Here is a 21748-nt window from a genome sequence, read left to right on the forward strand (position 1 = left end):
TTGGCACGCGAAACCGGTCCGAAGCTTGCCTCAGCCGAGCGGCACCACGCACAGTGCATCATTGTCGAGGAAGGCCTGCACGGCCTTGCCGCGCGAGGTGCCTTCCATCTCCTCGGCCGTGGTGTACCAGCCGTCGACGGCGAGCAGCTCGGCCTCGTTCTTGCGGCAGAAGATGCGCGCCGAAACATTGCCTTCCGAGCCGGCGATCGCGCGGCCGCGCAGCGTGCCGTAGACATGGATCGAGCCGCCGGCGACGATCTCCGAGCCGGACGCGACCGAGCCCAGCACGATGACATCGCCATGCGGATGGAACACCGACTGCCCGGAGCGGATCGGCGCCTTGATCATCAGCGTGCCGGCCGAAGGCTGCGCCGGCTCGGCGCCCGCGCTTGCGGCCTGCGCCGGTTCGATCCTGACCGCTTCGAGCCTTGCCAGCTCGGGGTCCACCGGCTCGTCGGCGGAGGTCGCGATCTGCGGAGCCTCGGCCGGGGCCGCCTCCGCGACCAGCTGGATCTCTCCAGCGGCCTGGGCCTGCTCCCCGGCGGCGGCTTCGAGCTCCTCGGCCCGCGCCTTGCGCGCGGCGCGGCCCAGCAGCCCCTCAGCGGTCGCCTCCTTGGCGCCGGCAAGCAGCGGCGGCAGTTCAGGCCCCAGCTCGGCGCCTTCCAGTTCGATGGCATAGACGCGGATGCCGCGCGAGCCGAGCACGCCGACCAGCGCCCCGATCTCCTCCGGCCCCGGCTGCAGGACGTTCAGGTCCAGCACCACCGGGCGCCCGTTGAAATAGCCCGGCGAGTTGGCGATCCAGCGGTCCAGCCCCTCCAGCCAGTCGGCGATCGGCGCCTCCGGCGTCAGCGTGAAAGCGACGAAGGAACGGGCGCGGAAGCGGATGGATTTGTTCTGCAAAGGGGCGGCGAAGGTCACGACCAGGCGAATCCTTACTCAATGATTAAAGGGTGCCGGGGCAATGGTTAACAAAAGGTTAATTTTGGGGGTTGAGGCCGTTAAGGAAGTGGCGCGGCTAAGTTCTGTGGCAGCGCGGTGACAGGGTCCGCCGATGCCGCTATCGTCTCACCCCCAGCCTGGCGCAAAGCAAGGGAGATCATGTCATGGGACAGGAGATCAGCAAGCCCGAGGACGCCGCGACCGCCTTCGCCGATGCCTGGAACAGGCATGACATGGACGACTTCGCGGCGCTGTTTAGCGAGGACGCGAATTTCGTCAATGTCGTGGGCATGTGGTGGAAAAACCGGGCCGAGATCGAAGCGGCGCACCGCGCGACTCACAAGACCATGTTTCGCGACAGCCGGCTGGAGGGAGTTGCCGCGTCAGTCGTCGAGCTGTCTCCCGGCCTCGCATCGGTGCACTACAGATGGACCCTGACAGGCGCATCCGCCCCGGACGGCTCGCCCGCCGGAACGCGGGAAGGCATCCTGCTTCTGGTGCTGAAGAAGGAACAGTCCGGCTGGCGCATCAAGGTGGCCCAGAACACCGACATCGTCCCAGGCGCGATCGCTCCCCCTGCCCGCGCAAGCAGATAGAACGGCCAAGCCAGTTCGAGTCGCGCATGTGAAGCGGCTAATATACAGGCGATGTCCAGCCGAGCACCATCCCGCCCGGGACTTTCCATTCTTCAGGGACAAGGAGACGGGCATGGGCATCGATCGGGAAGACTGCAAGCGAGCAGGCAGGGCAACCACAATCCTGGCAGCGCTGACGCTGCTGGGAGGATGCATGACGCACCGGCCGACCGGCATAGACGCCTACCAGACGAGCGGCATCGACCAATGGCTGGCGACGGCCGATGCCGACAAGGTCGTCAACGCGATGGCCACGAAGGGCCTGATGCCCGCGACCATCGACTGCCGCTTCGCCGACACGACGCCCGGACAGGTGGCTTATCTGTCGAAATTCACCTGGATGCGGGCGCCCGCCAACACACGCTACCACTGGGAAGTGGGCGACCCAGCCTATCTCGCGAGCAAGGAACTGAAGGCCAACCGGGTGGGGTTGCGGCGGGTGGATGCGAAACTGGTGCGGGACAGCGCTACAGGGCAGAAGGTTGGGTGCTCGGTGTGGGTGGGTTGAGGGGTCCTACGAAACAAATCGAAATCGGTTGAGTGCTCTCCGGCCGAGCTAGGCCAAGGGGCGGATCGCTGGGCCGTTGAGGACAGCTCCGTCCGGCGAGAACTGCGAGCCGTGGCAGGGGCAATCCCAGCATTGCTCGGTCGAATTCCAGTGCACGATGCAGCCGAGATGGGTGCAACTGGCCGAATGCCGGTGGAGCCTGCCGTCGCGGTCGCGGCACACGGCGAACTTGCTCAAGCCGTCCTGAAGGATGCCGCCTTCACCAGGCTTGAGATCGTCGGCCGATTTGATCTCGCCGGGCAGCAAATAGCCGGCAAGGTTCTTCACTGTCGTGAGGTTCTCATTGACGTATTGTGCAAAGGCTGCGGGCGGCGTCCGGTCCGGGGCGTACACGGCTTCCCAGGGGTTCGATCCTTCCACGATCAAATCGCGGATCAGCAGTCCGGCCAGTGCGCCGTGCGTCATGCCCTGGCCGGAGTCGCCGGTGGCGATGAAGACGTTGCCGTTGCCGGGGCTGCGGCCTATGAAGCCGCAATAGTCGATCGTATCGAGAACCTGACCCGACCATCTCGCTCTTTCTCTTCCGAGATCGGGCACCAATGCCCTGATCCAGGCTTCGAGCGCAGTAAACCGAGCCTCGCCGTCATCGGCTTCGCCCGATTTGTGATCGCGTCCGCCGGCAATGATACGGTCGGTCCCGCCGGGGCCGGGATTGAGTCGGACATAATAATAGGGATCGTCCATGTCCCAATAGAGCGCGTCCGGAAGAATTCCCCTTTCGATGTCGAAAGCCATCGCATAGGTGCGGTAAGGCGCCATCTTGCTATGGATCTTTACCCAGGTGTTGATCGGCGAATTAGTGGCAAACACCGCGTTGGATGCAATGATGGTGGAGCCGCCATCGCATTTCAGGCGAACCTGCTTCCCCTCCTCGATTTCGACGACGGCGCTGTCGGCGAATACCTTGCCGCCTCGCTTCTGGAAATCGGCCAGCAGCGCGCGAAGATATTTCAGCGGATGGAAAGTGGCCTGGTTCGGATATCGCAGTATGGGCGCCGATTCGTGGCCCTTGAGCGGTACACCCTTACCGTGCTCAACCTCGACGCCGATCTTTGCTGCGGCGGCATATTCCTTGTTGCATTCTCTGGCGGCCTCTCTCTCATCCATCCAAGCGGCGGGGAAAAGGAAGCCGTCCAGACGCCGAAAGTCGCAGTCGATCTCCAGCCTGCCGACATGCTGTTCGATACAGTCGACAGCGGCTTGCTGGCTTTCCTGAAATCCGCGCGCGAGGGCCTCGCCACGCATCTTGACCAGAGCGCTCAAACCGTCATCGCAGATCGGCGCCAGATGGGCGGTCGTGCGGGATGTCATGCCGCCGAGCAAGGGGCCGCGATCCACAAGCACCACCTTGCGTCCTGCCAAGGCCAGCTCATAGGCGATGGAAACACCGGCGATGCCGGCTCCGATGACGGCCACATCGCAATGCTCGTCCTGCTCGAGGCGGGGAGCGCTGGGGAAGCTGGTGTCGAGCATCCAAAAAGATCTGGTCGCTTCGCCGCTGACGTTCATCGCATTCTCACCGAGACGACATAAGCTCGCCGGATCGACCGATTTTGGCCGCTGCGAGCGGGGGCCGTGCGTTTCAAACTCCGCTCGACGCGGAATGTTCCTGAACCTGGACGACGCTCGCGCTAGCGCGGTCGTCCAACTGGCGTAGCCACGAAACAGGCCGCTCGAACGGAATATTTGGGGCTGGGGACTCGTTCGTTTCTCAGACGATGCCAAGGTAAGGCAAAGTGGACATATCCGACGATCAAAATCATTGAAGCCGCCAGACAGGCCGCGGCTTGCTCTGGCGTAACCTCGAAGGGAACCGGAGATGACAACGGCTGTTTCGACCTCTTTCACAAGACGATGTGTCGTCGCAGGGCTGGCGGTGGCCGCCGCATCGACGGCTGCATTGCCCGCCGACATGGCGCGCGCGCAGACCAAGCAAACCACGCCTGACAAAAGCCTGTACGAGCGGTTGGGGGGCGTGTTCGCCATCGCTGCGGTGGTGGATTACTTCAGCGACGCCGTCGTGAAGAATCCCATCGTCGGCAAGAAGTCCAAGAACCCGCAGCTACGGAAATGGCACACCCAGAACCTTGAACGGCTCCCCGGCCTCAAATTCATGCGCACGCTGTGGGTCTGCGACGTTTCCGGCGGCCCCTACAAGTTCGTGGCCACAAGGCCCGGCGCGACACCGCTCGGCCTCGAGGAGGCGCATCGCGACTTGCGGATCTCTCCGGCGGAATTCGACGAGGTCGCGGCGGAACTGGGGCGGACCTTGGACCACTTCAAGGTGCCGAAGGCCGAAAAGTCGGAGGTCCTGGAGGCCTTCGCCGCGCACAAGGACGAGGTTACCGCCGGCTTCGCCAAAAAGGGCTGACGCCAGACCGTCGGGCGGCTCTTTTTTGCCGATCTTGTGCCCCAGCCCGGCGACGGGCTTGGATGGCGCTGTCTTCGCGCGTTTGACATCGAGCGCGCCCGCAGCAGCGGGCTTCGCGTCCTGATATCCGCGAGTCCAGAACGGCCTCTTCGGTAAGCTCCGTGACTCGGAGGCTCCGGTTCCTCTATAGAACATCGCTTCCCTCCCCGGAGCCTTCGCATGTCCGCCTCCCTCATCTCCGGTTTGCATGCCGCCCTCCCCACCGCCACCATCTGGGACGCCGCCGAACTCGCGCAGCGCGATCCGGGCTTCGATGCCCTCAATTTCGGCGCTTCGGCGCTGGTGCGGCCGCGTGATGTCGAGGGCGTCGCGACGCTGGTGAAGTTCTGCGCGGAGCGTGGCGTCAGCCTTGTCGCCCAGGGCGGGCGCACGGGGTTGGCGGGCGGGGCGGCGACCTCCGCCGGGCAGATCATCTGCGATCTTGGCGGGCTTACCCAAATCGAGGAGATCGATCCGTTCGCGCGGGTGGCGATCGTGCAGGCGGGGGTGACGCTGGGGGCGCTGCGGGAGGCTGCGGCGGCGCATGGGCTCGATCCGGGCATCGACCTTGCGGCGCGCGGCAGCGCCACCATCGGCGGCATGGTTTCCACCAATGCCGGCGGCATCATGGCCTTTCGCAACGGCACGATGCGCCACCGCGTGCTCGGCCTCGAGGCCGTGCTGCCGGATGGGCGGGTGTTTTCCGATCTCACTCGGGTGCTCAAGACCAGCGCCGGCTATGACCTGAAGCATCTTTTCATCGGCGCGGAGGGCACGCTGGGCATCGTCACCCGCGTGGCGGTGCGGCTCGACCCGGTCGCAGGCGCCAGCGCCACGGCGCTGGTCGGCGTGCCGGATGCGGCAAGTGCCCAGCGCATCGTGCGGCATTTTTTGGGCTCGACCAGCGCGCGGCTCAGCGCCGCCGAGATCCTGTGGCGCAATTTTGCCTCGCTGATGCAGCGGGGGCTGGGCTATGCGCCCGGGCAGTTGCCGCTCGATGCGCCCTGCCTTCTGGTGCTGGGGCTCGGCGCCGACTCGATCGAGGCGGCCAGAGGCGTGCTGGAGGACGGGTTGGCGGCTATCTGGGAAGAGGCCGGCATTCTCGACGGGCTGTTCGCGAGTTCCGAGGCGCAAGCCGCCCAGATGTGGCGGCTGCGCGAGGAGACGGTTGAGATCGAGCGCGCGCACGCCATGGCGCCCTCCTTCGACGTGTCCGTGCCGGGCGGCGCGCTGGACGCCTATGTGGCGCGCATCGAGGCCGGGCTGAAGCGGATCGACGCCGCCTACGCGCCCTATGTCTACGGCCATCTCGCCGACGGCAATCTGCACATCTCCATCAATTGCGACGGACCGCTTCCGCATGAGCGGCACGCGGCGATCGAGGACGTGCTTTATGAGGGCCTGCGCGAAGCCGGCGGCTCGTTCTCGGCCGAGCATGGCGTGGGGCTGGAGAAGCGCGAGGCCTATGAGCGGCATGCGGATCCGGTGAAGCGGGATTTGGCGAAGGCGATCAAGGCGCTGATCGATCCCCACAACATTCTCAATCCGGGGAAGATTATTTCCAGAGAGTGAGGGCTACGCCTGAGAGGCAGGCAGGACAGAGGGGAGCGCGACGGGTCGCGGCGTCAGCCAAGCTTGGGTTCGATGGACAGGCCGCCTCCCATCAACCTTTTCGCCGCCTCCGCCGCCGCCGTGCAGTAGCTCGCGTCGCCGTGGATCAGCAGCATCACCATGGCGCCTTCGATCAGCAAAGCGAGCTCGCGCGCACGCGCCTTCGGCGACGGGATGTCCGCCCTGGCGAGCAACGTTTCCAGATGCGCTTCCATCAGCGCCTTGTGCTGGCTGGCGATCGAGCGCGCCGGGTGGCCGGAGAGGTCGGCGAGCTCGATCGCCAGCCGCGTGAAGCCGGAGCCGGCCCAGCGTGGCTTGGACGACCATCTGACCAGGCCCTCGAACAGCTTGTCGATCAGCGCGTCCGGGCCACCCGACAGGTCGATGCCGTAGTTCTGGAAGTCGGCGAAGGTGCGCTCGTGCTGCGAGGCAAGCACGGCGGTCAAGAGCGCGTCCTTGCTGTCGAAGTGATAGTAGAGCGTGCGCTTGGTGACGCCGGCGGCGTCGGCGATCTCGTCCATGCCGACGCGGAAAAAACCCCGGCGGCGAAACAGCTTGTATGCCGCCTGCAGGATCACGGGCCTGGTTGCATCGGATGATCTGGGCATGGGCGGCGCTGCCATCGCGGTGAAAGTATACTCGCTAGTGAATTTACATCGGCAGGCTTGCGGCCTTCAATGATCAGCGCAAGCTAATATTCGGTAGGAGGACGGCGATGGAAAGAGTAGTCCCCACGGTGCTTGATGTTCCGACAGGAATCGTGGCGCTGCCCAGCGAATCCAGGGCGGCGTCGACGGCGCCGAAGCTGATGACGGAAATGACCTGCATCGAGGACCTGCGCGAGGCGGCGCGGCGGCGCGTGCCGCGCGTTTTCAACGACTATCTCGAGGCCGGCTCCTATGCCGAGCAGACCTTGCGCGCCAACCGCGCTGATCTCGAGCGCATCACGCTGAAGCAGCGCGTGCTGGTCAATGTCGAGCAGCGCGACACGGCGACCACGATCCTCGGCGAGAAGGTCTCGGTGCCGGTGGCGCTGGCGCCGATCGGTCTTGGCGGCATGCAATGGGCCGATGGCGAGATCCTCGCCTGCCGCGCCGCCAAGACCGCAGGCGTTCCCTACACGATGAGCACGATGTCGATCTGCTCGATCGAGGACGTGGCTGAGGCCGTCGATTATCCGTTCTGGTTCCAGCTCTATGTGATGAAGGATCGCGGTTTCGCACGCTCGCTGGTCGAGCGGGCGATCGCCGGCCGCTGCGGCGCGCTGGTGCTCACCGTCGACCTGCAGGTGCTAGGCCAGCGCCATGCCGATGTCAGGAACGGGCTTTCGGTGCCGCCGGCGTTGAAACTTCGCACGATCCTCGACATAGCCGGCCATCCGGCCTGGGCGGCCCGCATGCTCACCGCCAAACGCTGGACCTTCGGCAACCTCACCGGCCATCTCAAGGGCGAGGACGATGTCCGGGCGGTGGCGGACTGGGTAGCGCATCAGTTCGACGCGACGCTGAATTGGAGCGACGTCGAGTGGATCCGGAGCATCTGGCCGGGCAAGCTGATCGTCAAAGGCATCCTCAACACCGACGACGCGCGAAGCGCCTGCGCGGCCGGTGCCGACGCCATTGTGGTTTCCAACCATGGCGGCCGGCAGCTTGACGGCGCGCCCTCGACGATCTCGATGCTGCCCAGGATCGCGGAAGCCGTCGGATCGGAGGCGGAGGTGCTGTTCGATGGCGGCGTGCGCTCGGGCCAGGATGTGATGCGAGCGCTGGCCCTGGGTGCCCGTGCCTGCCTTGTCGGGCGCGCCTATGTCTACGGCCTCGGCGCCGGAGGCGAAGCCGGTGTGGCCACGGCCATAGATATCCTGCGCAAGGAGCTGTCGGTCACCATGGCGCTGACAGGGACGCGCAGCGTCAATGAGATCAATGGCAGGGTGCTGAACTAGGGAGCGTCAATCGCAGATTGAAGGCTCGCCGCTCCTACTCGCACTGGCGGCGCGGGCCGCCGTCGTAGGGCTGATAGCTGTTGTCGCGCGGAACGTAGGAGCGGTAGCGGCTGAAGCAGTAGTCGACATGGTCGGCCGAGACCTGTCGGCTGGAGGCCTGGGCGGCCTCGGGCGAGATCTCTTCCGGCGGGGCGCCATAGGCGGTGGCGTAGCCGTCGCCGGACGGGGCGTAGCCCTCCATCTCGGCCTGATCGTCGCTCGTCTGATCGTCGCTGATCCGGGTGCCGGTCGAGGCGGTGCGGTCGCCGCCGTAATAGGGCGAGATGCAGGGGCGCAGCTCGCCGCTGTAGGAACGGTAGCTGTTTTCTGCCGGGCGATAGCTGCGATAGCGCGACGCGCACCATTGCAGATGGGCGACGGGCAATTGCCGCTCAGCCTGCTCATCGGCCGGCGCCGGCTGCTGGGTTGCATTGGCGTCCGGCGCGGGCTGGGTGGGAGCGGAAACGTCCGGCAATGGCTGCAGCCGCGGCTGTGCCGGCGCCACCGGCGCCGCGAGCGCCGTGGCCTGGGCGGCGCCACCCGCCTTGACGGGTTCGCCCGGGGCCGGCTCGCCGCCCGCCTTGGCGGGCGCGGCCTGCTGGGCGGGAATGCGCTCAAGGTTCTGCTTCTCTCGATCAACCGGCTGGGCGTCCTTCGTCCACAGCTCGGAAACGCCGATCGTGGGCGTTGCCTGGCGTACCGGCTTGGCCGCCAACATCCAGGTGGCGAAAGCAAGCCCGCTGGCGAACACGGCCAGGGTCAGCACGAACCCACCGGCAATTCCCAACAAAGCCTTCACGCTGCGCTCCTTCAGTCCCCGCTCATAGAATGCGGAGCGCGGAATCCGGTTCCCACAGGAAGAGGGCAATGTTGCGACCGGGGCTCTGCCGAACGGGAAGGCCCCGCGTGCTCCGGGGAGAGGCAGGCGGGGCCCAAGGATCGCCAGGAGGGGACCTAGCTGGGGACTTTGTCAGTTGCAGGCTTTGATGGATCCAAAAGGATCGATGATCCAAAAGGATCGACCACAGCGTCGCGCCATTTCCGGCCCGCTGCATCGTGCAAACGAAGGAATAAAAGCACGCAATCCTTCATTTGCAGGGTGCGGTTTTGACGACCCCGGCCCACGCTCGTCTCAGCCGGCGGGTGGCCACCCGCCCGCCGGTTAGGCCCGGCAGCCGGCAAATTTGCCCCCAACAGGGCCGCCGGGCCGCCTTGAGCGGCGGAAAACCTCAGACACCCGCCAGCACCTCGCGATATTCCCGTACCTTGCCGTCCTGGCCTCTGATCAGCCAGGTGCCGCCCTCGCATCCCTCGATGTGGCTCGCCGCCAGCGGCACCTTGCCGCCGCCGTCCGGCAGGTCGATGACATAGCTCGGGTTGCAGATGCCGGAGAGGCGCCGGCGCAGTTCCGCCACCAGCGCCTGGCCCTCGGCGATCGTTGTGCGGCGGTGCGCCATGCCGCGCGCGAGGTCGCCGTGATGCAGGTAATAGGGTTTTACCCCGAGACGGTACATCAGCTCGCGGCAGAGTTCTTCCAGCACCTCGACATGATCGTTGACGCCTTTCAGCAGAACGCTCTGGTTGAGGAGCACGAAACCCGCCTGCCGCATCGCGCGGCAAGCTTCCTCCGTGGCCTGCGTGATTTCCCGCGCGTGGTTGAAATGGGTGACCACGCTCACCATCAGCCGGCCCTGCAGCGCCTCGACCAGGCCGGGCGTGATGCGCGACGGCAGCGCCACCGGCACGCGGGTGTGAATGCGCAGCAGCCTGAGATGCGGGATCGCCTCCAGGCGGGCGCGGATCTCGGCCAGTGCCTTGTCGGGCAGCGACAGCGGATCACCGCCGGTCAGGATCACCTCGCGGATCTCCGGGTGGCCGGCGATATAGGCCAGCGCCGGCTCCAGCGCCTCGCGCGTGTAGCCGCGGCCGATCGAGGCCAGCGACTCTTTCCGGAAGCAGAAACGGCAATAGACGGCGCATTGATAGGTCGGGAACAGAAGCACGCGGTCGGCATGGCGGTGCGTCAGCCTCGGAACGGGGCTGAAGGCGTGGTCGCCGATCGGATCGTCGAGCTCGCCCTCGGCGGCGACCAACTCGTCCGGCGACGGGATCACCTGGGCGCGGATCGGGTCGTTGGGGTCGTTCCAGTCGATCAGGTCGAGATAGGGTTTTGGCACGCGCACCTTGTGGGCGGCCGCAGCCTCCTGCGCGGCGGCGCGCTCGGCGGGCGAAAGCGGCAGGGATGCAAGGTCGCGGACATGGCGCACGCCGGCGCGGACATCGTCCTGCCAGCCGGCATCGGGAGCGGCAGCTTGCTTGAGGTTGGCGTCTGAGGTCATCAGGGTCTCGGGGCGGTTTTCGGCGGGATATCGGCCGAACAGGCGTCGCGGTCAATCGCCGCGGTTGCCGCAGACAGCCAACGCCGCGATTTCAATGCTCCCCCGCCGCTTCGGATAGTTGTTTCAGCGGAATGGTATTAATCTGCATCATCCGTGGCTTCGGGGGCGATACCAATGGATTTCAACGCAGGGCATGGCTACCTCCTCATCGGCGGGCTCATCCTTGTCGGCGCCGGCTTGCTGATCATTTCGCTGATCGTCAACCTGCGCGTGGCGCACAGCGTGCGCGACGACATGCGCCACCGCGAGAAACTGCTGGAGTACTACCGCAATATCTTCTCGCAGCTCGGCGTGATCCTGATCGGCATCGGCGTGTCGCTGTTCATCTTCTTCTTCCAGCAAAACTATCAGGACCAGCGCAGGCGCGAGACCGAGCTGCAGCAGGTGCTCGCCAAACTCGCCGCGCGCGTCGCCCGCGGCGCGCCGGTCGTCGAAACGCTCGGCGAATTCGACGAGGTCCTGGATGCGGGCGGGGCCTATGTCGACCCCGAACACGGCGGAAACAACGCCGCGATCAGCGCTGAGGGAGCCGAGCTCGGCAGGCAGGTCGAAAAGATCCTGCTGGTCGAACGTGATGTCGATGTTCGAGATTTTGACATTCTGAACCTGTCGCGCGATCTCGAAGCCACCTTTGTCGTCAACGAGCTCGATCCGACGCTCTGGTTCGACATCGTGCGCGACGAGAACGACATCAAATATGCCACGACGCAACTCGGCCTCGACTACAAGGACCTGCATGACGCGATCGGAGACGAGCCGGTCGAAGCGGCGATCGCCAAGTCTGACAAGGGACAGAAGATCAAGCGTGAGGTGCTCGACATCCTCTATGACGCCGATCTCCTGCGCCAGCGCAGCAGGCGGTTTCTCGGCCGCGCGTGCTGGCTCTTCAGCAAGGGGCGAGGCTTCGTCGCCCTGCCGCCGGCCGACGCGATCGAGGCCGACGCCAAGTCGCAGCAGGAATGGATCGACCGCTCGAAACCGGTGCTGACGCAATCGAAGTCGGGCAGCAGCGACTGCTTCAAGCTGCTACGCTACGGCCAGCCATCCTGACCCCTGCGCGTTGCCGGCCTTTCCGGCGGCGGTTTCAATCGCCCACGCGCCGCAGCGTGCCGAGGTGATTGTCGTCGAGGAACTCGATGGTGACAGTCGACGCCTTGCCATCCGGACCGACGACGAAGCTGACGCCCGTCGGCCTCTCCGGCGTCTCGGCATCAGGATTGGTCAGGAACAGGTCGCCGTCATAGTGCCTCAGCGGATAGGACCTTACTCCGGCAGGCCCGAGCTTGAGCACGACGCCCCCGCCCTCGCCCGATACGGTCGCGTCGCCGATGAAGTCGTTGGCATAGCGGCCGGCATAGGCGCTGGCGGGCGCTGCCGGCCTCGCCGACGACTGCGGCGCGGCATATCTGGCCTTGGCCGCTTCGACCACCGGACCGAACATGCCGGCATAGATCGCGTCCCATGCCTTGATCCAGTCCTTCTCGACCGAACCGTCGAAGACCAGATCGGCAAAGCTGTCGGATAGCCCTTCCGGCACGCCGGTCGGGAAGGCATTGGCAAGGATGACGATGCCGAGCTTGTCCTTTGGGAAGATCGTCACCAGGGTGCGCGCGCCGACGCTAAAAGCGCCGGCGTGGCCCCAGCTCAGGCCGTGCCGGCCGAACTCGACATTCCAGCCGAGGCCGTAGAAGGATTCGCTGCCGGACACCGGGTTCCTGCCGCGCGTCATCAAGGGCACATGCGTCTGGTCGAGCGCATCGGCGGCGATCAGGGTCTTGCCGGCATAGACGCCGTCGCCCAGCAGCAGGCGCACCCATTGCGCAAGATCGCGGGCGGTGGAGCTGACGCCGCCGGCCGGAGCCTGCGCATCCGGATCGCGCTTGATCTTGGCGGCCCAGGCGCCGTCGACCCTGACGTGAAGCGCGGCGCGATCGTCGTGCCGGATGAAGTCCGCGTGACGGGAGCTGGTCGAGGCCATGCCGAGCGGACGGTAGAGCTTCTCCTCGGCGATCTGTTCCCAAGCCTTTCCGGTCGGCATCGCGGCGGCGACGGCGCCCTCGGTCAGACCGAAATTGCTGTAGGAATAGCCGGCGCGAAAGCTCGACGACGGCGGCACGAAGCGCAGGCGATGCAGGATCGTGGCGCGGTCGTAGCCGAGGTCCTCCAGGTCGTCGCCGGCAGTGCCTGGAAGGCCACTGCGATGCGAGAACAGGTCACGTATCGTGAGCTGGCTCGTCGGATAGGGGTCGGCCAGTTGGAAGGCCGGGTCGAGGTCGGCGATCCTCGAATCCCAGGACACCACGTGGTCGCTGACCAGGGCCGCGACGACGGTGGCGGAGACCGGCTTGGACAGCGAGGCGATCTGGAACACCGTATCGGCATCGGCAGGTTCCGGCTTGCCGGCCTCGCGATGTCCGAAACCCTTGAGGAAGATCACTTGGTCGTCATGCACGACGGCAATGGCCAGACCTGGGACCGAACCGGCCTCGACAGCGCCTTGCGCCAGCGCTTCGAGCTTCGACAGGGCGGTGGCCATCCGCTCCGGCGAGATCGGGTCCGCCCACACGGCAGGCGGCCAAAGGGCCATCAGGACGAATGCCCAGATCCTCAGATGACAGAGATTCCGATCAAGCCGCATGCTTGCGCCCCCCTCTCCGCATTCATCTTGCGATGTTACAGGCTGGCGCCAGCGGGGCCAATCCCTGTCACCTGTCGAACTTCGCAATCGCCTCCGCCGTCACCGGCGTGAAGAAATTCACCAAATTGCCGTCGGGGTCGCGAAACAGCAGCGAGCGGTTGCCCCAGGGCATCGTCGTTGGCGCCTGCACCAGTGCGCCGTCGAGGATCTCGCCCAACCGCCGGTACTCGGCATCGACATCGGCGACGCGGAATTCGATGATGGCAGTGCGATTTGCCGCCGGGCTTGCCACGTGGTCGCCGCCGAAGAGCTGAAGCGTGCGCGTGCTGCCGATCGCCAGCGTGCCGGCTTCCGTGACGAGCTCGGCGAAATCCTCCGTGTAGAGCGTGAGCTTGATGCCCGTCGCCGCCTCGTAGAAGGCGACGAGCCGCTTGACGTCGGCGGTGATGATGCGGGTCGAAACGAAATTCATTGATCTTCTCCGTGGATCGGCCGCAAGGAGTTTCTTGGTCGGCTGGCCGACAAAGAGGTCTTCGCGGCTGGACGCGCCCGTTCAGGCGCCCTGCCCCGGCTTGTGGACCAGGCCTGCTGCCAGCATAGTGGCAACAGGAGATTTGCCTTGCGCCGCGCCGACAGACTGTTCCAGATCATCCAGATCCTGCGGCGCTCGAGCCGGCCGATCACAGCCGGCCGGATCGCCGAGGAACTCGAAACCTCGCGCCGCTCGGTCTATCGCGACATTGCCGACCTGATCGGACAGCGCGTGCCGATCCGGGGCGAGGCCGGCCTCGGCTATGTGCTCGACCGCGATTACGACATGCCGCCGCTGATGCTGACGCCGGACGAGCTGGAGGCGGCGGTGCTCGGCGCGCAATGGGTGGCCGACAAGGGCGATCCGGTGCTGGCGGGCGCGGCGCGCGACCTGATCGTCAAGATCGCCACTGTGGTGCCCGAGCGGCTGCGTCCCTTCGTCAGCAATCCGACCGTCGGCGCGCCGCTCAGCCGCGCGAGCCTGCCGGACGGGCTGGATGTCGCGAAGGCGCGGGCGTCGATCCGCAAGGGCCACAAGATCCGGATCCGCTACCGCAACGGACATGGCAACGAGAGCGAGCGCGTCATCTGGCCGACCATGATCGGCTATGCCGAAACGGTGCGGCTCATCGCCGCCTGGTGCGAGCTGCGCCAGGATTTCCGCCATTTCCGCACCGACCGGATCAGCGAGGCGGAGTTTCTCGACGAGCGCATCGGTTGCCGGCCTGCTGAACTGCGCAGCCGCTGGAAACGCCATATGCAGGCACAGGGGCTACGTTTGCCTTGAGCCGGGGCTCAACTTTCGCCGCAATCGACCCGCGTCCTCTTTTCGGGCAATCTCCCTCCAAGGGAGGACCGCCATGACCAAGACGCCAGCGCTGCCGCGCTATGAGGATGCCGTTGCGCGCTTCCGTATCGAGGACGAGATCGCGCGCCTTCATGGCGACCCGGCCATCGGCATCAACGCCTATGTCGAATGCTGCGGCCGCTATACCGGCGAGAACCGGCTGGCGCTGCGCGCGATCTCGGCCGGCGGCGAATTGCGCGAATATTCCTTCGACGACCTCGCCGACCTGTCGGGCCGCGTCGGCACCCTGCTCAAAAGTCTCGGCGTCGATCCCGGCGATGTCGTGGCCGGCATGCTGCCGCGCATCCCCGAGCTGGTGGCGCTGATCCTCGGCACATGGCGGATCGGCGCCGTCTACCAGCCTTTGTTCACGGCTTTCGGGCCGAAGGCGGTCGAGCATCGCCTGAGCTACAGCAAGGCGAAGCTGGTGGTGACCAACCCCGCCAACCGCGGCAAGCTCGACGAGGTGGAAAACCATCCGTGCATTGCCACCATTCTCGCCCCCGGCGAGACGCTGCCCGAAGGCGACGTCGATTTCCGCGCGGCGCTCGCCGCCGCCTCCCCCGACTGCGCGCCGGTGATACGCAAGGGCTCGGATCTGTTCATGATGATGTCGACCTCCGGCACCACCGGGCACCCGAAAGGCGTGCCGGTGCCGCTCAGCGCGCTCACCGCCTTCGGCGCCTATATGCGCGACGCGATCGGGCTTCGCTCCGACGACGTCTTCTGGAATATCGCCGACCCCGGCTGGGCTTACGGGCTCTACTACGCCATCACAGGGCCGCTTCAGCTCGGCATCGCCACCACCTTCTACGAAGGCGCCTTCAACGCCAGATCGACATACGACATCATCGAGCGGCTGGGCGTCACCAGCCTTGCCGGCTCGCCGACGGCCTATCGCCTGCTGATGGCGGAAGGGCCCGAGGCCGCGGCTCGCGTCAAAGGAAAACTGCGCGTGGTGAGCAGCGCCGGCGAGCCGCTCAACCCGGAAGTGATCCGCTGGTTCGACGCGCATCTCGCCGCGCCGATCCACGATCATTACGGGCAGACCGAGAACGGCATGATGGTCAACAACCATCACGGGCTCAAGCATCTTGTACGCGCGGGTTCGGCCGGCTTCGCCATGCCGGGCTACCGCATGGTGGTGCTGGATGACGAAGGCAACGAGCTCGGCCCCAACCAGCCCGGCGTGCTCGCCGTTGATATCGCCAACTCGCCGCTGCGCTGGTTCGACGGCTACCACCAGGCGGAAACGCCGGCGATCGCCGGCGGCTATTATCGCACCGGCGATACTGTGGAGTACGAGCCGGACGGCTCGGTCTCCTTCATCGGCCGGGCCGACGACGTCATCACCTCGTCCGGCTACCGCATCGGGCCTTTCGATGTCGAAAGCGCGCTGATCGAGCACCCTGCGGTCAACGAGGCGGCGGTGGTCGGCGTGCCAGATCCGCAGCGCACCGAGATCGTCAAGGCCTTCGTGGTGCTGGCGCCCGCTTACCAAGGCAGCGAGGCGCTCGCCGAGGAGCTCGCCCAACATGTGAAGAAGCGGCTGTCGGCGCATTCCTATCCGCGCGAGGTCGAGTTCGTGAGCGAGCTGCCGAAGACGCCGAGCGGCAAGATCCAAAGGTTCCTGTTGCGCAAGGCGGAGGTCGAGAAGCGCAAGGCGGAATAAAGATTTGCGCCTGCCTTGATTTCCGCCACGCAAAAGCCGCCAAGTCGGGCGATGGCTCGCATGGGCTCTTGATCGCTAATTTGGGGTTTGCAGCATGCGGCTGGTCTTGACACTTCTCCTGGCGCTGGCAGGCAGCACGGCGCTCGCCGCCTCGCCGGAAGACGATTATATCGCGGCGCGCGACAAGGCGATCGCCGACATCACCGCGCAGGAGAGCGCCAACACGGCCATCGAAACCATCGACGCCCAGAACGAGAAGGCGCTGGCCGACCTGCAGCAGCGTCTCGCCGCCATTCTCGGTCCGCTTTCGGTCAAGGGTTTCCCGGCGACCGGCACCAACAACATCGAAAGCCTCAACGCCTCCGATATCGGCTACGGCATGCTCGACGGGCTGCGGTATGCCCAGAGCGACGACGGCCCGAGCATCGTCGTCTCGACGCGGGGAATGACCGAGCGCTGGCTCAAGTCCAAATCGACTGAGGCAGAAGCGGATTTCAAGCTGCCCACCGATATCGCCGCGGCGTTGAAGCTCGATAGCTTCTATACCCAGGCCATCGGCAGCGACGCCGCCTTCTCCGGCACGCTCGACTTTCCGCTGAAGAAGCCCGACGGCGCCGACATGGTGGTGGCTCGGCTCGGCGGCTGGACGCAGGATGTCGGGCCGATCTACGAGCAGCATGTCGTGGTGGGGGTCGTCAAAGGCGACCGCGTGATGATCGCCGAGGCGCCCGCCTCGCCCGCCGTGCCGAAGATCGCCGCCTGCGATTCAATCTGGGCAGCCGCCGACGCGGCCGCGCAGAAAGCCCAGCAGGCGGACGAGGGCTCCGACCAGGACAACCCGCAGGCCTCCGACCCTGCCAATGCCGCCTGGGAAAAGGGCGATGCCGACTACCGCGCCTGCATGGCGGAGCGTCTGCCCGGCGATCCGGCCTTCCCGGCGCTGCTCAAGCAGGCGCAGGACCTTGCCGACGGCATGGCGGGCAAGTAGCCCGCCAAAGCAGTTCCAGGCGCGGCGGTTTTCTCAGCCAGCGTTCAGTCGCAAGTTCCGCCGCGGAACACGCCGCGCGGCGGGGCGCGCCGTTTCGGCGATGATCCCATTGGCCTGAGGCGCGGCATCCTTGCGTGACCTTGCGTCGGTCACCCGATGCAGCCGCTCGTAAGGCAGCAATTCCCGGATGCGGGCGTTGAGCGCTTCGACCTCGGCGCGCAAATCCTCGCATTCCTGCTTCTGGATATCGAGCTGGATCTGCTCGGACGCCTGCTGCAGGGAGAGCTGGGAGAGATTGGTGTTGACCACCGACAGGCTCTTCTTGTCGGCTTCGCTCTCCTCCTTGAGGACGGCCAGTCTTTCCTGGGCGATCTGGCGTTCGGTCACGGCATCGTTGAGCTCAGCCTTCAGCCTGACGATCTCGGCCGAGCTTTCGCCATTGGTTGTCGTGGCCTGATCCAGGCGCGACTGCAATTCCTGGATTTCCGAGCGCAGCCCGCGCATCTCGGCCTGGGCGCGGGCCAATTCGGCCGCGTTGTCGCTTTCGGCAATACGGGCCGCCTCCGCGGTTTCGGCAAGCCTGGCCTGCGTTGCCTCCAGCGTCTTCTGCAGCCGGCTTTCTTCCTTTTCGTGGTTGCCGATCTGCGCCATCAGCTCGGCAATGTGGGCGGTTTCGCTGGCATGAGTCGCCGCGAACTCATCGAACTTGTGCCGGGCCTCAGCCTCGCGTTTTTGCGCCTGCTCCAGGTCGACCGTGAGGCCGACTTGCTTCTCGCGCAGCAGCTTGTTCTCGGCGCCGCGCCTGTCGACTTCGACAGTCTTGGCGGTCAGAGCCTTGACGATCTCGCCGAACTCCGTTTCGCGCCTGGCGCTCTCATTGCTCATCTCCACCAGCTCCAGTCGCACGGCCGCAAGCGCCGAGCGCAGCTGCTCACGGTCCTGGACGAGGCTCGCCTCGCGCTGTTGCCAAGCTTCGGCCGCGCCGTCGCGCTCGCGCAGCTTGCGGGCGGCGTCGAGCAATTGTTCGGAAAGCATCTTGTGTTCGGTGGTGAGAGCGAGATTTGCCAGTTCCAGCTCGTTGGAGCGCAACACGTCGCGATGGAAGACGTTGAGGACTTCGCGCGTCATATGATGCGCGGTGGCGATCTCCGCCAGCTTCGCCTCGATCTCCTGGAGATGGCCCTGCCCGTCCCGGAAAAGCCCTGCGACCGCCTCCAGCGCCGCGAGCCGCGTCTGGGTATGGGGCGTCAACCGCGATGAAGCTGGCTCGGGCTGCTCTTCTGGCGGCGCATTCTCGTCGCTTGCTACTAGTTCCTGGCCTGCAACGGCATCGTCTCCCGACGGCGGCTGTTCATCATCTTTCAGAACGTCCTCGAATGCTTCCGCCAGATCCGATTGAAGGTCCTGAAATTCCTTATCGACGTCCTCGGCCCGCTTGATCAGAGACTTGAAATTCATCACGGCACATCCCTTACTCGCGCCCCGCGCGTACTTAACGAATTGCTAACCTATCCCTTTACCTTCCGTTCGGGAAGCCTGTGCAAAGGAAACCAAAATTAAGGTTATCGCCGCTCACAATCTTATGCGGATACGCTGCCAGGTGATCGCCCCACGGCTCTTAACTTATGTTAATTTCCTCTCCGCGCTCGCGCTGAAAGCCCGCGCCGCAACAGGGAAAGACTGCGTGCTGCTTGTCATCATTCACATGACCGATGCGAAGACTTTTGCACTAAAAAATCTAGCTTCCGTCGCATGAATTTCCTCTATCCTCGGCCGCCCTCGAGCGGCTGCGAAGAGTTGCGCTGCGCCGGCATCTGTTCAAGGTGGGTTCGAGGATTGCGACGCGGGAGGCGCATCGCCTCCCGCGTCGATGCATCAACTCTTGATGTCGATGCGCTTGACTTGCGACTGCGCCTTCTCGCTCTTCGGTAAGGTGACGGTCAGCACGCCATTCCTGAAGCGCGCCTCCACCTCGTCTTCCTTGACCTCGTAGCCGAGCGGGATGCGGCGTTCGAAGCGGCCATAGTAACGCTCCGAGAATTGCCTATCCTTGTCATCCGTCTCGGAGCGCTTCTCGCCTCGCAGCGTCAGCACGCCGTCGTCGAACAGGACTTCGATGTCTTTCTGTTCAAGGCCGGGCACCTCGGCCGTCACCTTGATCTCCTTCTCGCCGTTGGAGATCTCGACGCTCGGCCAACTGGCGCCCAGGGCGGAGGCACCGCCAACAGACGGCCACCGGCTGTCGAAGCCGCGGAAAACATCGTCGAACAGACGATTCACCTCACGATGAAGCGACAGGAACGGATCGCGTTCGCCGTCGTGGAACACGCTTGGAACCTGGTTGCCGTTGCTCCGGCCCCAGGGAATCAGATCACGGACACTCATGGTTTCCTCCTTTCTGCTCATTGGTCTGGAATGGCTTCCTGTTGCGCCGGGCCATGTGCCCGGCGCGTTGCGCGGATGCGCCGACAGGGAGGCCCTTAGGCCGCGTGCTTCTCGGCTTCGATCTTCTTCGTCGCGTTTTTGGGCGTCGCCTTGTCGGCTCCGATCTCGATCCGACGCGGTTTCATCTCTTCCGGAATTTCACGCTTCAGATCGATCGTCAGCAGGCCATTGACCAGGCTGGCGCCGACGACCTTGACGTGGTCGGCAAGCTCGAAACGGCGCTGGAACGCGCGGCCGGCGATGCCTCGATGCAGGTACTCACCCTTATCTTCGCCGGCTTTCTGGCCCGAGACCATGAGCATGTTCTGCTCCTGGGTAATGTCCAGTTCGTCCTGCGCGAAGCCTGCCACCGCCATGCTGATGCGGTAGTCGTCTTCCGAGGTCTTGGCGATGTCGTAGGGTGGCCAATTGTCGACGGTCTCGATCCGGCTCGCCGTTTCGAGCGCGTTCAACATTCGATCGAAGCCGATGCTCGACCGGAACAGAGGACTGAAGTCAAAGGTGGTTCTCATAGCTATATCCTCCATTGAGCAACATAGATACGAGGAGCGCCAAGGAAGCGGCGCTCCTTGACCTTGCCGGTCTCTCAAGACCCGGCAAAATCCATCTGGGAATTCAACGCCGGCACGTCAAGACCCCCGGATCGAATCGCCTTCAGATCATGAAAAGTCACACTTTTCGTGTGAATCCAGGCGGACAGATGATGAAGGCGGCCGCATAACACGACCGCCTTGCGGAGCTGATCCTCACTGGATCGCGATGATCCCGTCGACGGCCCGCCATTCGGATGGCCTGATGAGCCGATGGTGGGCGACCCGGACGGAATGCAAGGCGCCGGCCAGCTCGCGTTGCCAAAAGCCCAGAAAGCCCTTCAGCGCGGGGAAACCCGGGGCCAGATCATAGTCCTGCCAGACATAGAGCTGGAGCAGGCTGGGATGGTCGGGCAGATGATAATGGATCTCGGCAGTGGTCAGGCCATAGCCATTCATCTGCAAGCGGAATTCCGTGCTGACCGCGTTCACCATCGTCTGCCGCCCTTACGCGCTCAGCCGCTCGACCAACTGCCGGTGGTCGTCATCCGCAGGGTCGCTGGGTGGGCCAAGCGCATCGAGCCGGCGCAGCGCATCCATGATGTCGTCGAAGGAGACCGGCCGGTCGGCGCCCGGCGGCTGGCGCAGCGCCGGCATCGATTCAACGGCGCAGGCGTCGGACGCCCAGGACGAGAGGATCGCCCGCTTTTCCCATATGTTGAGCGAGCCGTCCTCCAGCACATCCCGCGGGTGCTGAAAATGGCTGGCCGGCGACAGCAGCCGGTCGAGCGAAAGGTCTGATATGTCGGGAGCAAGGGAAGGAATGATCGGCGATAGCGTCTGTCGGTCCATTTCTGTCCTCCGTCTCCAAAACTCCTTGGTTCGGGTTCCAAATTTCTCAGTGGTCCCGGCGCTGCCGGGCGCCGATAATTTTGTTCAGCTGAATCGCGAATTCAAGCCTTTCCTTTGTCGCGCGATTGGATTTATCGCATGTTTTCAGCACGCTAGCACTCGGCGGTCGAGAGTGCCAAAAAATTTTCGACACCCCCTTGAAAGTACAAGAAGGCAAAATTAGCTCGACATGCGCGCGACGCCGAAAGGGTCGCGAGCCCCGCTCCGGTCCTGCCGGTCCGGAGCGGAGGGACCTCTCGCAATCTGTTTGTCCTGAAGGAGAACGATATGACGTTCCGTCCATTGCATGACCGCGTGCTCGTCCGCCGCATCGAGGCCGAAGAGAAGACGGCCGGCGGCATCATCATCCCTGACACCGCCAAGGAAAAGCCGCAGGAAGGCGAAGTCATCGCCGTCGGCCCGGGCGCCCGCGACGAGAGCGGCAAGCTCGTGCCCCTCGACGTGAAGGTGGGCGACCGCATCTTGTTCGGCAAGTGGTCGGGCACCGAGATCAAGCTTAACGGCGAGGATCTGCTCATCATGAAGGAAAGCGACGTGATGGGCGTGATCGACCAGGCCGCGACGCTGAAGAACGCCGCCTGACCGAGGGGCTTCGATCGAACCGCAACCCAGTCAATGAAAACTGCCTAAAAGGAGTGA

22 protein-coding genes are annotated in these 21748 nt (G+C 64.9%); 10 read left to right on the forward strand and 12 right to left on the reverse strand.

Features of this window, described 5'->3' with window-relative positions; genetic code table 11:
• Nucleotides 1-30: 30 nt before the first annotated feature.
• Nucleotides 31-921, reverse strand: a complete 891-nt coding sequence (gene minC, locus CK230_RS03965; RefSeq protein ID WP_095815910.1) for a septum site-determining protein MinC — start codon at nucleotides 919-921, stop codon at nucleotides 31-33.
• Between the two features lie 185 nt (nucleotides 922-1106).
• Between minC and CK230_RS03970 the strand changes: the two genes are divergently transcribed.
• Both CK230_RS03970 and CK230_RS03975 read left to right on the forward strand, forming a co-directional pair.
• A complete protein-coding gene (locus tag CK230_RS03970) occupies nucleotides 1107-1538 on the forward strand; it encodes an SgcJ/EcaC family oxidoreductase (RefSeq protein ID WP_095815911.1) in 432 nt (143 codons plus the stop codon).
• Between the two features lie 112 nt (nucleotides 1539-1650).
• Complete coding sequence (locus tag CK230_RS03975) at nucleotides 1651-2085, forward strand: hypothetical protein (RefSeq protein ID WP_095815912.1); 435 nt, start codon at nucleotides 1651-1653, stop codon at nucleotides 2083-2085.
• A gap of 48 nt (nucleotides 2086-2133) precedes the next feature.
• On the opposite strand, the gene CK230_RS03980 is transcribed toward CK230_RS03975, so the two are convergent.
• On the reverse strand, nucleotides 2134-4059 hold the full coding sequence (locus CK230_RS03980) for an FAD-dependent oxidoreductase (RefSeq protein ID WP_348629133.1): 1926 nt from the start codon (nucleotides 4057-4059) through the stop codon (nucleotides 2134-2136).
• Here CK230_RS03980 and CK230_RS03985 point away from each other — a divergent pair.
• Entirely contained in the window at nucleotides 4022-4516 is a 495-nt protein-coding gene (locus CK230_RS03985) for a group 1 truncated hemoglobin (RefSeq protein ID WP_245429815.1), read from the forward strand. The genes CK230_RS03980 and CK230_RS03985 overlap by 38 nt on opposite strands.
• A 219-nt stretch (nucleotides 4517-4735) precedes the next feature.
• Nucleotides 4736-6127: an FAD-binding oxidoreductase gene (locus CK230_RS03990; RefSeq protein ID WP_095815915.1), complete on the forward strand. Its 1392-nt coding sequence runs from the start codon at nucleotides 4736-4738 to the stop codon at nucleotides 6125-6127.
• Nucleotides 6128-6180: 53 nt separating this feature from the next.
• Here CK230_RS03990 and CK230_RS03995 read toward each other — a convergent pair whose 3' ends face one another.
• On the reverse strand, nucleotides 6181-6774 hold the full coding sequence (locus CK230_RS03995; RefSeq protein ID WP_176480005.1) for a TetR/AcrR family transcriptional regulator: 594 nt from the start codon (nucleotides 6772-6774) through the stop codon (nucleotides 6181-6183).
• A gap of 200 nt (nucleotides 6775-6974) precedes the next feature.
• On the opposite strand from CK230_RS03995, the gene CK230_RS04000 reads away from it, so the two are divergent.
• Complete coding sequence (locus tag CK230_RS04000) at nucleotides 6975-8108, forward strand: alpha-hydroxy acid oxidase (RefSeq protein WP_095816405.1); 1134 nt, start codon at nucleotides 6975-6977, stop codon at nucleotides 8106-8108.
• Nucleotides 8109-8142: 34 nt separating this feature from the next.
• Here CK230_RS04000 and CK230_RS04005 read toward each other — a convergent pair whose 3' ends face one another.
• Nucleotides 8143-8946: a BA14K family protein gene (locus CK230_RS04005; RefSeq protein ID WP_095815917.1), complete on the reverse strand. Its 804-nt coding sequence runs from the start codon at nucleotides 8944-8946 to the stop codon at nucleotides 8143-8145.
• 430 nt (nucleotides 8947-9376) lie between these two features.
• Nucleotides 9377-10486: a KamA family radical SAM protein gene (locus CK230_RS04010; RefSeq protein ID WP_095815918.1), complete on the reverse strand. Its 1110-nt coding sequence runs from the start codon at nucleotides 10484-10486 to the stop codon at nucleotides 9377-9379.
• Nucleotides 10487-10660: 174 nt separating this feature from the next.
• Between CK230_RS04010 and CK230_RS04015 the strand changes: the two genes are divergently transcribed.
• Entirely contained in the window at nucleotides 10661-11596 is a 936-nt protein-coding gene (locus CK230_RS04015; RefSeq protein ID WP_095815919.1) for a hypothetical protein, read from the forward strand.
• 34 nt (nucleotides 11597-11630) lie between these two features.
• Here the strand turns inward: CK230_RS04015 and CK230_RS04020 are convergent, their stop codons facing one another.
• Nucleotides 11631-13184 carry a serine hydrolase gene (locus CK230_RS04020; protein WP_095815920.1) on the reverse strand — a complete coding sequence of 518 codons (1554 nt, stop codon included), beginning with the start codon at nucleotides 13182-13184 and terminating at the stop codon, nucleotides 11631-11633.
• A gap of 67 nt (nucleotides 13185-13251) precedes the next feature.
• Nucleotides 13252-13656 carry a VOC family protein gene (locus tag CK230_RS04025; protein ID WP_095815921.1) on the reverse strand — a complete coding sequence of 135 codons (405 nt, stop codon included), beginning with the start codon at nucleotides 13654-13656 and terminating at the stop codon, nucleotides 13252-13254.
• Between the two features lie 147 nt (nucleotides 13657-13803).
• On the opposite strand from CK230_RS04025, the gene CK230_RS04030 reads away from it, so the two are divergent.
• The 3 genes from CK230_RS04030 (at nucleotide 13804) to CK230_RS04040 (ending at nucleotide 17222) form a co-directional block, all read left to right on the forward strand.
• The gene (locus tag CK230_RS04030; RefSeq protein ID WP_095815922.1) at nucleotides 13804-14502 is read left to right on the forward strand and encodes a YafY family protein; all 699 of its coding nucleotides are present in this window, start codon (nucleotides 13804-13806) and stop codon (nucleotides 14500-14502) included.
• 73 nt (nucleotides 14503-14575) lie between these two features.
• Nucleotides 14576-16234, forward strand: a complete 1659-nt coding sequence (locus tag CK230_RS04035; protein ID WP_095815923.1) for an acyl-CoA synthetase — start codon at nucleotides 14576-14578, stop codon at nucleotides 16232-16234.
• 94 nt (nucleotides 16235-16328) lie between these two features.
• Nucleotides 16329-17222 (forward strand): hypothetical protein, encoded by an 894-nt coding sequence (locus CK230_RS04040; protein ID WP_095815924.1) that lies wholly within the window; start codon nucleotides 16329-16331, stop codon nucleotides 17220-17222.
• A gap of 33 nt (nucleotides 17223-17255) precedes the next feature.
• On the opposite strand, the gene CK230_RS04045 is transcribed toward CK230_RS04040, so the two are convergent.
• The 5 genes from CK230_RS04045 to CK230_RS04065 form a co-directional block, all read right to left on the reverse strand.
• Complete coding sequence (locus CK230_RS04045) at nucleotides 17256-18680, reverse strand: hypothetical protein (RefSeq protein ID WP_095816406.1); 1425 nt, start codon at nucleotides 18678-18680, stop codon at nucleotides 17256-17258.
• A gap of 417 nt (nucleotides 18681-19097) precedes the next feature.
• Nucleotides 19098-19607, reverse strand: a complete 510-nt coding sequence (locus CK230_RS04050; RefSeq protein ID WP_095816407.1) for an Hsp20/alpha crystallin family protein — start codon at nucleotides 19605-19607, stop codon at nucleotides 19098-19100.
• A 95-nt stretch (nucleotides 19608-19702) separates the two neighbouring features.
• Nucleotides 19703-20179 (reverse strand): Hsp20 family protein, encoded by a 477-nt coding sequence (locus tag CK230_RS04055; protein ID WP_095815925.1) that lies wholly within the window; start codon nucleotides 20177-20179, stop codon nucleotides 19703-19705.
• A gap of 234 nt (nucleotides 20180-20413) precedes the next feature.
• The gene (locus tag CK230_RS04060) at nucleotides 20414-20692 is read right to left on the reverse strand and encodes an usg protein (protein WP_095815926.1); all 279 of its coding nucleotides are present in this window, start codon (nucleotides 20690-20692) and stop codon (nucleotides 20414-20416) included.
• Between the two features lie 12 nt (nucleotides 20693-20704).
• Nucleotides 20705-21049, reverse strand: coding sequence for a hypothetical protein (locus CK230_RS04065; protein WP_095815927.1), 345 nt, complete (start codon nucleotides 21047-21049; stop codon nucleotides 20705-20707).
• A gap of 327 nt (nucleotides 21050-21376) precedes the next feature.
• On the opposite strand from CK230_RS04065, the gene groES reads away from it, so the two are divergent.
• Complete coding sequence (gene groES / locus CK230_RS04070; protein WP_095815928.1) at nucleotides 21377-21691, forward strand: co-chaperone GroES; 315 nt, start codon at nucleotides 21377-21379, stop codon at nucleotides 21689-21691.
• Nucleotides 21692-21748: the final 57 nt, after the last annotated feature.

The sequence above is a fragment of the Mesorhizobium sp. WSM3859 genome (assembly GCF_002295065.1).
Lineage (GTDB): Bacteria > Pseudomonadota > Alphaproteobacteria > Rhizobiales > Rhizobiaceae > Mesorhizobium.